The sequence below is a fragment of the Sphingobium sp. CR2-8 genome, from assembly GCF_035818615.1.
Classification (GTDB): domain Bacteria; phylum Pseudomonadota; class Alphaproteobacteria; order Sphingomonadales; family Sphingomonadaceae; genus Sphingobium.
In genome coordinates this window covers 2,929,284-2,941,844 of record NZ_JAYKZY010000002.1, presented here as the reverse complement: position 1 = coordinate 2,941,844, position 12,561 = coordinate 2,929,284, and the positions used below count along the sequence as shown (strand labels likewise).

Annotated in this window: 17 protein-coding genes and 2 pseudogenes; 10 read left to right on the top strand and 9 right to left on the bottom strand. The window is 60.9% G+C overall.

What is annotated here, in order from left to right:
* Positions 1-11: 11 nt before the first annotated feature.
* The 4 genes and pseudogenes from U5A82_RS18390 to U5A82_RS18375 all read right to left on the bottom strand — a co-directional run bounded on the left by U5A82_RS18390 (position 12) and on the right by U5A82_RS18375 (position 2,901).
* A complete protein-coding gene (locus U5A82_RS18390) occupies positions 12-350 on the bottom strand; it encodes a P-II family nitrogen regulator (RefSeq protein WP_326292321.1) in 339 nt (112 codons plus the stop codon).
* 151 nt (positions 351-501) lie between these two features.
* Positions 502-1,076 (bottom strand): annotated as a pseudogene (locus tag U5A82_RS18385) (DUF924 family protein).
* A gap of 55 nt (positions 1,077-1,131) precedes the next feature.
* Positions 1,132-2,574, bottom strand: a complete 1,443-nt coding sequence (tldD, locus tag U5A82_RS18380; protein WP_326292320.1) for a metalloprotease TldD — start codon at positions 2,572-2,574, stop codon at positions 1,132-1,134.
* 99 nt (positions 2,575-2,673) lie between these two features.
* Positions 2,674-2,901, bottom strand: coding sequence for a zinc-finger domain-containing protein (locus U5A82_RS18375; RefSeq protein ID WP_326292319.1), 228 nt, complete (start codon positions 2,899-2,901; stop codon positions 2,674-2,676).
* Here U5A82_RS18375 and U5A82_RS18370 point away from each other — a divergent pair.
* The 6 genes from U5A82_RS18370 (at position 2,879) to U5A82_RS18345 (ending at position 6,211) form a co-directional block, all read left to right on the top strand.
* Positions 2,879-3,187, top strand: coding sequence for a hypothetical protein (locus tag U5A82_RS18370; protein WP_326292318.1), 309 nt, complete (start codon positions 2,879-2,881; stop codon positions 3,185-3,187). The two genes, U5A82_RS18375 and U5A82_RS18370, sit on opposite strands and share 23 nt — an antisense overlap.
* Positions 3,188-3,465: 278 nt before the next feature.
* On the top strand, positions 3,466-3,774 hold the full coding sequence (locus U5A82_RS18365) for an ASCH domain-containing protein (RefSeq protein WP_326292317.1): 309 nt from the start codon (positions 3,466-3,468) through the stop codon (positions 3,772-3,774).
* Entirely contained in the window at positions 3,771-4,232 is a 462-nt protein-coding gene (locus tag U5A82_RS18360) for a hypothetical protein (RefSeq protein WP_326292316.1), read from the top strand. The genes U5A82_RS18365 and U5A82_RS18360 overlap by 4 nt, the downstream gene beginning before the upstream one ends.
* The gene (locus U5A82_RS18355) at positions 4,229-4,510 is read left to right on the top strand and encodes a hypothetical protein (protein WP_326292315.1); all 282 of its coding nucleotides are present in this window, start codon (positions 4,229-4,231) and stop codon (positions 4,508-4,510) included. The genes U5A82_RS18360 and U5A82_RS18355 overlap by 4 nt, the downstream gene beginning before the upstream one ends.
* Positions 4,511-4,596: 86 nt before the next feature.
* Complete coding sequence (locus tag U5A82_RS18350; protein WP_326292314.1) at positions 4,597-5,706, top strand: hypothetical protein; 1,110 nt, start codon at positions 4,597-4,599, stop codon at positions 5,704-5,706.
* A 265-nt stretch (positions 5,707-5,971) separates the two neighbouring features.
* A complete protein-coding gene (locus tag U5A82_RS18345; RefSeq protein ID WP_326292147.1) occupies positions 5,972-6,211 on the top strand; it encodes a hypothetical protein in 240 nt (79 codons plus the stop codon).
* Positions 6,212-6,504: 293 nt separating this feature from the next.
* Here the strand turns inward: U5A82_RS18345 and U5A82_RS18340 are convergent, their stop codons facing one another.
* The 3 genes from U5A82_RS18340 to U5A82_RS18330 are packed head-to-tail and all read right to left on the bottom strand — an operon-like array spanning position 6,505 to position 8,173.
* Positions 6,505-6,816, bottom strand: a complete 312-nt coding sequence (locus U5A82_RS18340) for a hypothetical protein (protein ID WP_326292313.1) — start codon at positions 6,814-6,816, stop codon at positions 6,505-6,507.
* A complete protein-coding gene (locus U5A82_RS18335; RefSeq protein ID WP_066601807.1) occupies positions 6,813-7,043 on the bottom strand; it encodes a hypothetical protein in 231 nt (76 codons plus the stop codon). The genes U5A82_RS18340 and U5A82_RS18335 overlap by 4 nt, the downstream gene beginning before the upstream one ends.
* A complete protein-coding gene (locus U5A82_RS18330) occupies positions 7,040-8,173 on the bottom strand; it encodes a P22 phage major capsid protein family protein (RefSeq protein ID WP_442802220.1) in 1,134 nt (377 codons plus the stop codon). The genes U5A82_RS18335 and U5A82_RS18330 overlap by 4 nt, the downstream gene beginning before the upstream one ends.
* On the opposite strand from U5A82_RS18330, the pseudogene U5A82_RS21755 reads away from it, so the two are divergent.
* Positions 8,066-8,314: pseudogene (locus U5A82_RS21755) on the top strand (phage antirepressor KilAC domain-containing protein); the annotation flags it as partial. The gene U5A82_RS18330 and the pseudogene U5A82_RS21755 overlap by 108 nt on opposite strands.
* 180 nt (positions 8,315-8,494) lie before the next feature.
* On the opposite strand, the gene U5A82_RS18325 reads toward U5A82_RS21755, so the two are convergent.
* Both U5A82_RS18325 and U5A82_RS18320 read right to left on the bottom strand, forming a co-directional pair.
* Positions 8,495-8,653, bottom strand: coding sequence for a hypothetical protein (locus U5A82_RS18325; RefSeq protein ID WP_326292311.1), 159 nt, complete (start codon positions 8,651-8,653; stop codon positions 8,495-8,497).
* 415 nt (positions 8,654-9,068) lie between these two features.
* Positions 9,069-10,430, bottom strand: coding sequence for a packaged DNA stabilization protein (locus U5A82_RS18320; RefSeq protein ID WP_326292310.1), 1,362 nt, complete (start codon positions 10,428-10,430; stop codon positions 9,069-9,071).
* 3 nt (positions 10,431-10,433) lie between these two features.
* Between U5A82_RS18320 and U5A82_RS18315 the strand changes: the two genes are divergently transcribed.
* The 3 genes from U5A82_RS18315 (at position 10,434) to U5A82_RS18305 (ending at position 12,551) form a co-directional block, all read left to right on the top strand.
* Complete coding sequence (locus U5A82_RS18315) at positions 10,434-10,898, top strand: DUF551 domain-containing protein (RefSeq protein WP_326292309.1); 465 nt, start codon at positions 10,434-10,436, stop codon at positions 10,896-10,898.
* A complete protein-coding gene (locus U5A82_RS18310; protein ID WP_326292308.1) occupies positions 10,895-11,182 on the top strand; it encodes an HNH endonuclease in 288 nt (95 codons plus the stop codon). Before U5A82_RS18315 ends, U5A82_RS18310 begins: the two co-directional genes overlap by 4 nt.
* 154 nt (positions 11,183-11,336) lie before the next feature.
* Positions 11,337-12,551 (top strand): tyrosine-type recombinase/integrase, encoded by a 1,215-nt coding sequence (locus tag U5A82_RS18305; RefSeq protein ID WP_326292307.1) that lies wholly within the window; start codon positions 11,337-11,339, stop codon positions 12,549-12,551.
* Positions 12,552-12,561: the final 10 nt, after the last annotated feature.

Here is a 12,561-nt window from a genome sequence, read left to right as displayed (position 1 = left end):
ATCCCCCCTTCTTACAGCGCGGTTTCGCCGGTTTCGCCGGTGCGGATGCGCACGGCCTGACCGACATCGAGGACGAAGATCTTGCCATCGCCGATGGCGCCCGAATTGGCGGCTGCCTGCGCGGCTTCCACGACGCGCGGCGCGAGGTCGTCGTCGCAGACCACTTCGATCTTGATCTTGGGGACCATGTTCGTCGAATATTCGGCGCCGCGGTAGATTTCGGTCTGGCCCTTCTGGCGGCCGAAGCCCTTCACTTCGCTGACCGTCATACCTGCGATGCCGAGCGAGGAGAGTGCCTCGCGGACATCGTCAAGCTTGAACGGCTTGATGATAGCCATGACAAGTTTCATGTCGCCCCCTGTGTCTGGTGTGCGGGGACATATCAGCAAGAGCCGTGCCAAAACGCTAATGGCGCGTTAACGCGGATCGTGCGCGCATCCCATCAGGGGATAGCGCCAAAAAAATGGGCAGTGATGGCGGGGTGCCCAAAAAATAGGCAGATTACCAGCGCGCGCCTTCCGCCACAGCCGCTTCTTCATCCGGCCGCGTTTCGCGACCCAACAGGGCGTTACGATGTGGGAAACGACCGAAACGCGCGATCATTTCATGATGCTTGCGTGCGAAATCGAGCGCTTTTTCGTCCCCAGCGCCTTCGAACAGGGTCAGCGAGAGATCCTGGTCCTCGATCGCCTCACTATGCTGGAGCGGCATGTAGAAAAAAGGCGACCCGCCCCGCCGATCTGCACGTCATACCCCTGCGCGATCGCGCCGCGCGCTACCGCGCGCGCCAGCGGGTCCGTGGCAAAAGCCTCTGCCTCGCCTCGAAACATGTTGCGGGGCAACTGATCGAACAGGATGATAGCCGCCAAAGCATCGTCTGCCCGATCAAGGAATGTCTCCGCCGGGAGCGATTGCTTGGCCTGCCATAACGCCTGGAACCGCGCGGAACATTGCCGGTCGAGCGCCGCGTCATGGCTCCACCATCCTGCTTCGCCAACCTGGTTGAACCAGAAGTCGAGCAGGGCCGCTGCCCAATCTGCGGTCACGGCATCATGACTGTCGGTCAACATGTTCATGCAGGATCAATGACGAACGGCGGCTAGGGTTCCCGCCGTTCATGCGTGAAACGTCTCAGGTCGCCGTGCCGCCGACGGTCAGGCCCTGCATCAAAAGCGTGGGCTGCCCGACGCCTGCGGGCACGCTCTGGCCACCCTTGCCACACATGCCGATGCCTTCGTCGAGCGCCCAGTCGTTGCCGATTCCCACGACCTTGGTCAGGGCGGTCGGCCCGTCGCCGATCAGCGTCGCGCCCTTGATCGGGTCGGTCAGCCTGCCATTTTCGACCTTATAGGCTTCGGTGCAGGAGAAGACGAACTTGCCCGACACGATGTCGACCTGGCCGCCGCCGAAGCTCTTGGCGAAAATGCCCGATTGCATGCGGCTGAGCAGTTCCGCCGGATCGTCCTGACCACCTTTGATGAAGGTATTGGTCATGCGCGGCATGGGGGCATGGGCATAGCTTTCGCGCCGACCATTGCCCGTGGGCGCGACGCCCATCAGCCGGGCGTTCAGGCGATCCTGCATATAGCCTTTGAGGATGCCGTCCTCGATCAGAATATTTTCCTGGGTCGGGGTGCCTTCGTCATCGATCGACAGCGAACCGCGGCGGCTCATGATGCTGCCGTCGTCGACCACGGTGACGCCGGATGCGGCGACGCGCTGGCCGATGCGACCCGAAAAAGCGCTGGTGCCCTTGCGGTTGAAGTCGCCTTCCAGGCCATGGCCGATCGCTTCATGAACCAGCACGCCGGGCCAGCCGGGGCCGAGCAGCACGGTCATTTCGCCCGCAGGCGCGGCGATCGAGCGCATGTTGACCCGTGCCTGCGCCAGCGCTTCGTCGATGGCGCGGTTCCAGATCGCCGGGGCCATGACTTCATCGTACAGATAGCGGCCGCCAACGCCGAACACGCCGGTTTCGCGCCGCCCATCCTCTTCCAGGATGATCGACACGTTGAGGCGTACGAGCGGGCGAATGTCGGTCGCGGTGAACCCGTCGGCGCGAACGATTTCGACCACCGACCAGCTGCCGGCCAGGCTGACCGACACTTGGGCGACGCGCGGATCGCGGGCGCGGGCGGCGGCATCGATCTCGCCGCACAGCTTCACTTTCTCGGCGAAGGGGACGATTTCCAGCGGGTTGGCGTCGGTGTAGAGATGGCGATTGGTGTGCTGCGGCGGCGGGGCGGGCTGACCCTTGGCCGGGTCGAGGAGGCTCAGGGTCTGCGCAGCCTTGCGGATGGCGGCTTCGCTGATGTCGTTGGCATGGGCGAAGCCGGTCATCTCGCCCGACACGCCGCGCAGGCCGAAGCCCGCATCGGTCGAATAGTCGGCGGTCTTGAGCCGTCCGTCGTCGAAGCCGAAGCTCTCGCTCGCGCGATATTGCAGATAGAGTTCGCCATCGTCGCACTGGCCCAGCGCCTGTGCGGTCAGGCGGCGGGCGCCGTCCGGGTCTAGCAGGCCCGGACGATAGAGAAGGCCGCGAGCGTCGGTAAATTGGTTGGCGATGTCAGTCATGCGACCGATATAGGCGCGACCGCCGCCAACCCCAATGGAAATTTTAAGCTATCATGCCGTCGACCGGAGCAGCCGACGGCGCGCAGAACGCGGAAATGCTTAAAGGCTGGCGCCCGATGCGATATCCGGCTTGGTCGCGATGTCGCCATTGTCGGCCACGCCGCCGATCAGCACAAAGCGCCGGTCGCAATAGCCGCAGTCGACATAGCCATGTTCGTCGATTTCCAGGAAGACGCGCGGATGGCCGAGCGCGGCGGGGATGTCCCCGGACCCATCGCAGGAGACGCGGGATTTGGAGACTCGGATGGTTTCGGGCGGCTGGATCATGATGCGCGGGGTTAGCAGCGCCCGCGCCGCGCTGCAATATCCGCTGTCACATCAGGGTGAGAGGATATCGGTCGCAGGGCAACGGCGTCCCTGCCGGGACGGCCCTGTTGCCTGCGGGCTGGTCTCTGGCATGGTGGATGACCATTACCGCCAAGGGCGACAGCATCAGTATGATGGACAGGATCATCCTGTGAGCGAACGCGGCGACGAGCATGCGGCGATCATGGCGGCGGGATGCTTGCGGCAGGATGAACGTTACGGATGCGGATTGTTTGGCGACGAGTAACCCGAGCGCGTCCAAGTCGAGCGTAGCATGAGAGGTGTGCCCTGCGCTGTTACTAGGAGAGTTTGGCCGAAAGCCATCCCCGGATGGCGTTTTCGTCGGCGAAACTGGTGGGCGATGACGGGCTCGAACCGCCGACATTCTCGGTGTAAACGAGCGTTATCAACGCAATAGCGCCATTTAAAGCCATATTCGGTAATGAACGGATTGGCTACATATGCAGAACATATGCGAACATGCGGACCATTTGCGGACCACCCGCTTGAACGGGGAGGCGGCCCATGGGTGACCTCATCATCCCGCTCAAAGGCATCTACTTCGACCAGATCGCATCGGGCGAGAAGCTGGAGGAATACCGGCTCGTCACCAGCTATTGGATCAAGCGCCTCCGCAACCGGACCTATGACCGCATCATCCTCCTGCGCGGCTATTCCAAGGGCGGCGGCATCGAGGGCAAGACGCGCCTGACCCGGCAGTATCGGGGCGAGATGATCCGCACCATCACGCATCCACATTTCGGGCCTGAGCCGGTCGTGGTCTATGCGATTGATGTCAGCACGCCTGCCCGCCTCAACGGAGGCGCTGCATGAGCGAGCGCAAAGACCCGCCCATCATTGAGCAGGAATATCTGCACGGCCTCAAGGTCGTAGACATTGGCGATCTTCGGGTTGCACGCGGCCGGTCTCGCCGACCCGTTTCGGCCTGCAAGCACCCGCGCATGGTGTACGATGGCCAAGAGCGCCGCATATGGTGCAAAGACTGCGAAACGGACATCGAACCGTTCGATGCTTTCACGAAAATCTGCGAGAATTTCCACCGGGCCGCGTTCGACATAGAGCGGCGGCAAGAGGCCGTAACGGAGGCCGAGCAGCACAGCATTTTGCGCATCGCCGCCAAGCAGATGGATGAGCATTTCCGGCGCAAGAACATGGTTCCTGCCTGCCCTCATTGCAGCGCTGCGATCTTCCCAGAAGACGTTCCAAAAATGGGAAGTGTCAACCACCAATGGGAAGAAGCAAAGCGCGCACGAAAGGACAAGACCCAATGACCTCGACCACCCCCACCGAACCCGAAGCGCTGGCGGCTGCTCTGGAGAGAAAGCGCGACAGGGTACATGTTGCCAACCGCCGTTCCGACCTTCCAATAATGCTGAAAATAACGTTCGGCGATTTGGAGGCGATCATATCATCGCTGGCCGCAGACCAAGATGCCGCCCTTTCCACCCCCGCCGCCCGGATGCTCGCGGACAGCAAGTCTATTGAGCAAATGCCCGAAACCCAATATACCTCTTCATCCGAGAGGTTGCATCTGGACCGCGATCTCTGAAACTCCCGGATGGCCTGGCAAGTAGCGCAAATCCCCCTCTTGAGGGGGAGGCGGTTGCGTTCCAGCAGCGTGTCCAGCCATGGATGATGCAGTGCTTTGGCGCAGAAATCAGCAGCGACATGCTGGAGCGGGCCGACCGCTTCACAGAAGAGGCGCTGGAACTGGCGCAGACGATGCCCGGCTTCACAGCGACCCGCGCCCATGCGCTCGTTGACTATGTGTTCGGCCGCGATGTTGGCGAGCGGCAACAGGAAGTAGGCGGCGTGATGGTGACGCTGGCCGCCCTCTGTCTGGCCGCCGACATCGATATGCACGAAGCTGGCGAAATCGAACTGGCGCGCATACTCCAGCCGCATATCGTGGAAAAGATCAGGGCCAAGCAAGCCGCCAAGCCTACGGGGTCAGCGCTGCCTGTCGCCCACCCGCCCGCCGCTGAGCCGGTTGGGTTGCGGGAGGCTGTGGCAAGGGAAGCGCGCGCCGCTGAAATGTCGGCCAACCTAATGCGCGACCGCAATCGCACTGGCGGATGGCAGGGTGCGGCAAGAACGGCGGATGCCTTTGATCGCATTGCCCGCGCTCTGCGCCAAGCCCTCACCACCCCAGCGCGAACGGATGATGCCGGGGTGGGTGGTCCAGGCTGGGACGTAGACGGTATGTGCGACGACCACGGACGCTTTGTTTGCTCAAAGTGCGCCCTCTCCCCTGCGCCAGATCGCGGGGAGGTGGACGCCGAACATATCGAACGCGCTGCCCAATGGCTGCATGACGAAGGCGGGTTCGGTGACGCTTGGTCCAATTATACATGGCCCGAACATCGAGACGATACCGGCCAGCGCGACGGCGGATTTGTGAAGATCGTGCCGTCTGATGTGCAGGCCAAGTTCCGCGAAGTCGCAACCCGGATGCTTCGCGTGTTTCCCGCCGCCCTTAAGCCAGCGGACGCCACACCAGCCGGGGAGGCGGTGCAGATGGCGGTGCCTGCCGATGTGGCAGCGCTGGTCGTGGCTGGTCGACAGATCATGGAACGGGGCTATGTCTCCATCTCGATCGAGGAAGAGCGCGTCGATTCTGAGGCTTTGACCAAGGCGCTGGACGCCTTCGCATCACGGGTATGCTGGGATGACGAGGGTGGCGAACTGCCGGATGCTCATGCCGATCCTTGCACTTGCGGCCAGCAGGGAGGTTCGGGCGAATGAGCGGGGAGCGAATCGGCGCAATCGGCTTTGCGGGGCTGGCTCTGTTGGCGGCAACGGAGGCGATGAACAGGGGCGAGCCGTTGCCATCGTTGCCGGTCGGAAAGCCGAAGCCGAAACCCCGTGAGAAATCCGCATCCCTCCAGCGCATGTTGCGAAAGGCCCGCTCATGACTGACCCTATCGCCGTGTCGCAAGGGGCGAGAGAGGCGGCATGGAGAAGTCGCAACTGGTTCATGCGTGGCGGTCCGCGTGAGCGATTTTCTTGGATGGCCGGCTTCCATGATAGCCATCCGCGCATCCAAGCCTTCGCCCGCTTCGAAGCAGAGACGCGCAAGGATGAGCGGGAGCGGTGCGCGAAAGTGGCGGATGATGCCGCCGAAGGTTCACGCGCCCTGCACAACCTCGCATCCAAGGATCATGACAGGGATGGATGCAACGTCCACGCCGAGGGGTGGAGGACCAGTCAGCAGATCGCCGCCGCCATCCGCAATTTGGGGGAGGGGTGATCACTCCTTGACCGAATCGAGAACATTGCGCGAACAAGCGCTATGCAGCCCGACGCCACCCGCCTGACCGACTACGCAAAATCCAGAGGCATGCTGTGGATGTGGCGATATCGCAAAAGCGGCGACCGCTGGGAGGCTCAAGTCGATCTTCACCATCGCGAGGGTGGTTGCAATGCGCGATGGGTTGGCAGGGGTGATAACCCGCAGGCAGCGCTAGACCAGGCGATCGAATATGCGATCTACTATTGGAGCGCCACCGGGGCGACGCATCGGGGGATCAGTCATGGCGGGAGTTAGGTCCACACCAGCAGCAGAACCGCGTCCCACCACCATTGCCACTTGCCGCGCTCTATGCGTGCTAGGTTGAGAGGGGGTACCTCTTTGATAAAGGCGCAGAACAGCGTCGGCCCCATGAATGGCTGATCATCAGGCATCTTGAATCCGCAGCTATATGTGCCATCGCTGTAGATCCCGATCGTCACATGGCCGATCAGTTCAGAACCCTCGGTGGACATTTCTGCCAGAATGCGACCGGATCGGGCGGCCATGGCGAGATAGCTGTTGGACTCGTAGTCGGTGTCGATGATGGTGGGCTTTTCGGTCACTTTGCTTCCTCCGTCTGAACGGGGTTCGTCGGCGGGTTGTCGATCGTCACACTGCTGTTGCGCGGTCGGAAAGTCCCCAGCACGCCAACAAGGCCTGTCGTGATGCCGCCGAAGCCCAAGGCCTCAGCGTATTTGCCTTGCGCGGCGAGCCATGCCGCGACCGTGGCGAGATAGCAGATGGCGAACAGGAGCAGGCCGAACGCGATTAGGGGTTGGCGGTCGGTCATGCCCTACCTCCCGCTAACAACGCGTCCTGGATCTTGACCGCATAGGTGATGCCGATGCCCAGCGAGGTCGTTGCGCGCATCACGTTCCAGCCATCTTCGGGATCCACCGCGAAGGAGCCGGGAATCAGCAAGATCGCGCCGCGCACGAAGAAAGGATTCTGTTCGGCCGTAGTGGTGTTGAGCCAAGTGATCGCGGCACCGTTCGCCGGGGTGGCAGTGGCGTTCTGCAATTCCTTGCCGCCGATCGTGCTGCCGCCGTTCGATATGATCGCAGGCCAAATCGTGATGACGCCAGCAGACGGCTTGCCGATGACGCGGTACGTCTGAAGCTGGCCGGTATCCTGCTTGGTGATCATGTTGACTGCGTTCACGCCAGCGATGGTGAAGGCGTCGCCGACCTTGATGTTCGCGTAGGCCGCTGCGGTGATGGTTAGGTTCTGCGAACGGTTGTCCACATTCTCGGTTTCGCCGGTCGCGCCCATGCTGGTGGCCTTAGGCTCCCAGAACTGACCAGCGCCATTGACGGTCATCGCGCCGCCCGTGGCAGCGCCCAGGGTCTTGGCCGTGTCATTCTTGAACGTATCGAAGCCGCTGATTGGGCCGACATAACCCTTCTCATAGGCCGTCGAGGTCTTGGTCAGGCCGGAAGTCTGCGGCTTTGCGAGATTCGACGCCATTCCGTTATAGGCCGATGCTGCCAAGAACAGCGAGCGATCGCGGTTGGTCACGCCGATACGCGAAAAGGTCGTGTCAGCGACTGCCACGTCATCAAAGCCGGTCGGTGCCATGCCGCGCTTGACGAACACCGAGCCGAGGGCGGCCGTGTCGAACAAGGCGCCATTGATGTCGGACGACAGCTTCTGCTTGGCTGCATCCGCATATTGCTGAAGCGCCCATTCGTTGCGCAGGTTCTTGGACGAAAGGGTTTGGCTGATAAAACCGAGAGTGAGCAACGGCTGCTCCAGCAAGTCGAAGCTGCTGCGCCCAAAGTGGCTTTCGCCGAGCAGATCGAAGCGGCCCCTGATGCTATCCCTCTCGGCCAGACCGCTAAGATACTCGGCACTGGCCGCAACCGCCTTGCCGCATTCCTTCGCGAGAAAGGGTGGATGACCCGGTTGAACGAGCCTTATCAGGACAAGATCAATTCTGGCCTGATGGACGTGAAGATCGGTAGTTGGGAGCATCCCGAAAAGGGCCTCCAGCGTAGTGTAACCGCTCTCATCACAGGCAAAGGGCTGGCGAAGCTGCATCAGCTTTTCACCGCCCATTAAAAACAGAACGGCGCGAAGCTACCACCCTTCGCGCCGCTCCTAACCCTCAACGAACCGGAGTTTCGTTATGGCTACCAACGTCATACCAATTCGTGCGCGCGCCGCAAAGAGCGGATATGCGGTGGGCGTCAAGCCCTTCGACCCCACTAATCCCGCGCATATCGCAGCATGGAACGCCATTCACGCCCTTGGTTGGGCTGAGCAGGCGGCACGGAGGGATGCGCAATGACCGACCGCCGCGCCTTCCTCACCGCCGCGCTGGTCGCGCCGGTCGCTATCGCCGCCCGCCGCTGCCCAAGCGCTGGTATGCTCGCCGTCGAGCGAACTGGATGTTGCCATCGCTCGTTTCCGGCAGGCTTGGTCTGAATATCAGGCTCATCCGATCCATGACACACGTGGAAACGATCCCGATTATGACCGGATCAATACAGACAGCATCGCTTTTAGCGATCGTGCCGATGAGGAGTTAGAAGCCGTGCTTCGCGTTCCAACACGCAGCGGTAAAGACATCGCCGTGAAGCTGGAGCTAATACTGAAAGAATATCAGGAATGCCATTTGCCGATGACCTGATCCAGATCGTCGCGGACAGCGCGCGGCAAATGGCCTAACCTATCGGCGGGCTTCGGCCCGCCACTTTTCAGCACCGCAAAGGCTTAATGGCGCGCAAGTAGGCTGTTCGGCACCGTCCCGTCATCACTCAGGGACGATGCAGGATGTCACTCTTTTCGCAAGCAAGCCCGCTCCCTGTCGTCCTCAATCAAATCGGCGGCGGCTTGAATGGAGGTAGGCCGCCATACCCTCGTCAGCTTCACGGAATCGTAGGCCGATCCACCGATTGAACCGAATGTTAGGCCTCCATTGTACCCGCACAGCCCTTTCGCCCGGTCGCCCGGTTGAGATGGCGCGCTCCTGCGACCAGGTTACGCCGTCTATGGTCCAAGACATGAAAGTCCGCGGGCTTGTTCCGGCAGGCGCGCGGCCAGGAAGGCCAGTCAGCTCAACGGAATTTATGATTCCGCGCCCGGCATCATTGTAAATCAAGGTGGTATCGAAACGCCGGCCCGCAACCTCGCCATAATGGGTGGCAACAGTGCTATCGATATAGCCGATATTGCCGTCCCGATCGCCAACGATAAATTTGCCATAGGCTAGAACGGCGTTGCGCCCGCGATACGCTTTGTCGGCCGCAACGCCCGAAGCGAACACCGCCCAGACTTTCGACTGCGCTGCCTGCGAAGCCGTTGCATAATAGACCAACGTTTTTGTCGGAAGGTGGACAAGAAGCCTTTGCTCATCAGCGTCTACCCGCGCCTCCATCTCGATCGCCGCCGCCTCTTCGTCGGTGAGGGCTTTAAGTTCATCATCAACAAATTTGTTAGACAGCTTGGCAGCGTCGCCATTGCCCGCGAGATATACACCAAGAGCCTCGTCCTTTGCGCTGCCGACAAAGGCAAAGCTATCGACATAGGCGGCTTTGGCATGGGTGCCGACAACGCCATACGAGATAAGCGCGCCGCTGTTGCGCACGAACGGGAAGCCGGAAGAGCCGGAATTAGTAAAATTCTCGATGGTGTAGCGGTTCAGCGCATAGGCCTCGCCTCGAACCTTGATCAGGCCAAGCACGGGATCAGGGTCGGCTTCAGACGAGCCGTATTTCAGGGGGTCGATTTCGGTAGGATTGTTAAGCTCGGTAACGACGAGATATTCACCATCCGTCGTCATGAATTGGCCATCGAGCCAAATTCCATCGATTGCCTGCCCAAGATCCGGGTCAGATACCTGATTGAGAGCAGACCCGTCCCAGTAATACATGCGATCGCCAGACCCGATCGCCAAACGGTCGAAGCTATAATCGAACCAACAACGCCCGCCGCGCCCGACATCGCCTAATTCGGTGATCGCTCCATAGGCAGAAACGGTAACCAGCTTCGTGCCGATCACGCGATAACATATCCCATTCCAAAGCTTGCCGCCGCGATCGGCTCCATCGCGCTTCGCCAGGCGAGAGATGCCAGGAGCGACACGCGCACATCCGCGAGCATCAGGAAGAGCGTAAACGGATGTGGGAATGGTCGATCGAGCAGGCGCGGAAACGTGACGCTGAAAGGAAAGCACGCCATGACTGACACCATCGCAGAACTGCGCGAGTTGCTGGCACTCGCCACCCCACGCCCATGGGAATACCTGAATACGTCAGGCACGATAGTCCAGAAGATCGACCGGCTGACTACCTATGTCATCGCGGAAATGCAGACCAGCAATGAGACGATTGACGCGAAGCTAATTGCCGCTGCCATCAACGCCCTTCCCGCCCTGCTGGATCGGGTGGAGGCGGGGGAGTGGCGGCCTATTGAGACGGCTCCGAAGGACGGTACGTGGGTGCTGATCTATGCGCCCGACCTAGAAATAGGCGTCACCATGGGCTGCTACTATCGAGAGGAAGAGCGGAACTCAGAATCAGGGCGCTTTGTGGGCGGTGAATGGACCGGGGCGGAATGGGATGGCGCGGTCAGCGGATATCTTCGCCCCACCCACTGGCGCCCACTCCCCGACGCACCCCAGCAGAAGGCCGACACCCCATGAGCGAGGCGGATTGCCCCTATTGCGATGGCCCGATGCCAAAGGCGGTTACGACGAAGGATCACATAGTCCCGCGCGTCCTGTGCGGCCAACGCTTAGGCCCTCAGAATATTATCCGGGTTTGCCGGGCCTGTAACCAGCTAAAGGGCGAGATGACGCCGGATGCTCTGGTGACCCTGGCTGAGGAAATGGAATTTCAGGCGAGGCAGATCCGCGAAATGGCGCGGCGGGTTGACGTGCTTATCGGTGAGCGTGGCTTGCTGCCCGCTGCTTTGCGGGGGGATTGAGGGTGGGGAACATCAGCGACATCGCAAAGAAATACCGCCGCGCTCTTCGCAATGAGACAGGCACGAAATTCACACTGGACGAACTGCGCGCCCTTGTGGACATCGGCACGCTTGACGCCCTCATTAGGGCCGAAGCCGAGGAAATTAAGGGTTCATGGGCAAAGACACATCACCTTACGTCATCGGAGATTGCTGGCTCGACAAGCGCCGCGATGGGCGTTCTCCCGACATCTGGCAGATTGCCCGATACGACGCCAAGTCAAGATCGGACATATATCGCAGCACTAAGTGCAAAGCATTAGACGATGCAATCGGTGCTATCCATGCTCATGTCGAAAGCGAAAGGGCGAAGGGGTCGCAGCCGGTTGAAGCCGCCACGGTCCTGCCGCAGCTTATTCTCTACTTCGATGAGCATGGCTCCAAGGTCGATAGCGCCGACACCATCGCGGGATCGCTGCGCCACTTCATCGGCTTTGTCCTGCAAGATGAAGTGGGCGCGCGCGTGACGGTCGCCCAGGTCAACAAGAACCTGATCACGCGCTACATCGCTTGGCGCATGGGTCCGCACGAATATTCGCTGCCATGGCGCGGCAAGGAATATGTGCATCGGTCGAAGGGCGTGAAGGGCGAAAGCGTCCAGCGCAACATCGAGGATTTGCGCGCCGCCCTCAATCATGCAGCCAACAACCAGCGCATCCCCTACGTGCCGAAGATCCCCAGCGTCCCGAAGGAGAAGCGGTCCCTTGCCCGCGATCGCGTCTTGTCGATCGAGCAGATGGGCGCGGCGCTGGCATTTCTTTCCATGGATAAGCCAACGTGGCGCTGGGTCGTCCTGATGATGACCACCGCCGCCCGGCCAGATGCTTGCCTTGCTTTCAACCCAGAGACGCAATGGCGCGAATCTCAGCGCCAGTTGGACATGCACCCGCCCGAATGGCCGCGCACAAAAAAGGTCAATCCGGTGATACCGCAGATCGCTGCCCTGAAACCTATCCTGAAAGATTGGAAGGCCGATCCGCATGAGGCCGTCGCGTCACGGCGCAATGCATGGCGGTTGATGCGATCAGCGCTCAACCTGCCCGCCGATGTCGTGCCTAAGACGATCCGCCACACCTTGGCGACGGAATTGCGCAGCCGAGGCATCGCCCAGGAGCAAATCAGCACATTGCTAGGCCATGCCTACGGGAATCGCACGACGGCGGTCTATGCGAAGTATGATCCGGCCTATTTGCGGGAGGCTGCGGCGATGCTGTCCACGATTTGGGGAGAGATTCGCGCGGCTGCGGACCAATGGCTTGCGGACCACATGCGGACCAAAGAGGGAAATGGAAACACGACTGTCATTGACAGAAAAGCGCCGAAAGGCTAGTATTTGCAGG

Bases quoted from the DNA above. Each gene is read 5' to 3' on its own strand.
- U5A82_RS18390 (WP_326292321.1), bottom strand. From the start codon at position 350: ATGAAACTTGTCATGGCTATCATCAAGCCGTTCAAGCTTGACGATGTC.
- tldD (WP_326292320.1), bottom strand. From the start codon at position 2,574: ATGACTGACATCGCCAACCAATTTACCGACGCTCGCGGCCTTCTCTAT.
- U5A82_RS18370 (WP_326292318.1), top strand. From the start codon at position 2,879: ATGGTTTCGGGCGGCTGGATCATGATGCGCGGGGTTAGCAGCGCCCGC.
- U5A82_RS18375 (WP_326292319.1), bottom strand. From the start codon at position 2,901: ATGATCCAGCCGCCCGAAACCATCCGAGTCTCCAAATCCCGCGTCTCC.
- U5A82_RS18365 (WP_326292317.1), top strand. From the start codon at position 3,466: ATGGGTGACCTCATCATCCCGCTCAAAGGCATCTACTTCGACCAGATC.
- U5A82_RS18360 (WP_326292316.1), top strand. From the start codon at position 3,771: ATGAGCGAGCGCAAAGACCCGCCCATCATTGAGCAGGAATATCTGCAC.
- U5A82_RS18355 (WP_326292315.1), top strand. From the start codon at position 4,229: ATGACCTCGACCACCCCCACCGAACCCGAAGCGCTGGCGGCTGCTCTG.
- U5A82_RS18350 (WP_326292314.1), top strand. From the start codon at position 4,597: ATGCAGTGCTTTGGCGCAGAAATCAGCAGCGACATGCTGGAGCGGGCC.
- U5A82_RS18345 (WP_326292147.1), top strand. From the start codon at position 5,972: ATGGCCGGCTTCCATGATAGCCATCCGCGCATCCAAGCCTTCGCCCGC.
- U5A82_RS18335 (WP_066601807.1), bottom strand. From the start codon at position 7,043: ATGACCGACCGCCAACCCCTAATCGCGTTCGGCCTGCTCCTGTTCGCC.
- U5A82_RS18325 (WP_326292311.1), bottom strand. From the start codon at position 8,653: ATGGCAACATCCAGTTCGCTCGACGGCGAGCATACCAGCGCTTGGGCA.
- U5A82_RS18315 (WP_326292309.1), top strand. From the start codon at position 10,434: ATGACTGACACCATCGCAGAACTGCGCGAGTTGCTGGCACTCGCCACC.
- U5A82_RS18310 (WP_326292308.1), top strand. From the start codon at position 10,895: ATGAGCGAGGCGGATTGCCCCTATTGCGATGGCCCGATGCCAAAGGCG.
- U5A82_RS18305 (WP_326292307.1), top strand. From the start codon at position 11,337: ATGGGCAAAGACACATCACCTTACGTCATCGGAGATTGCTGGCTCGAC.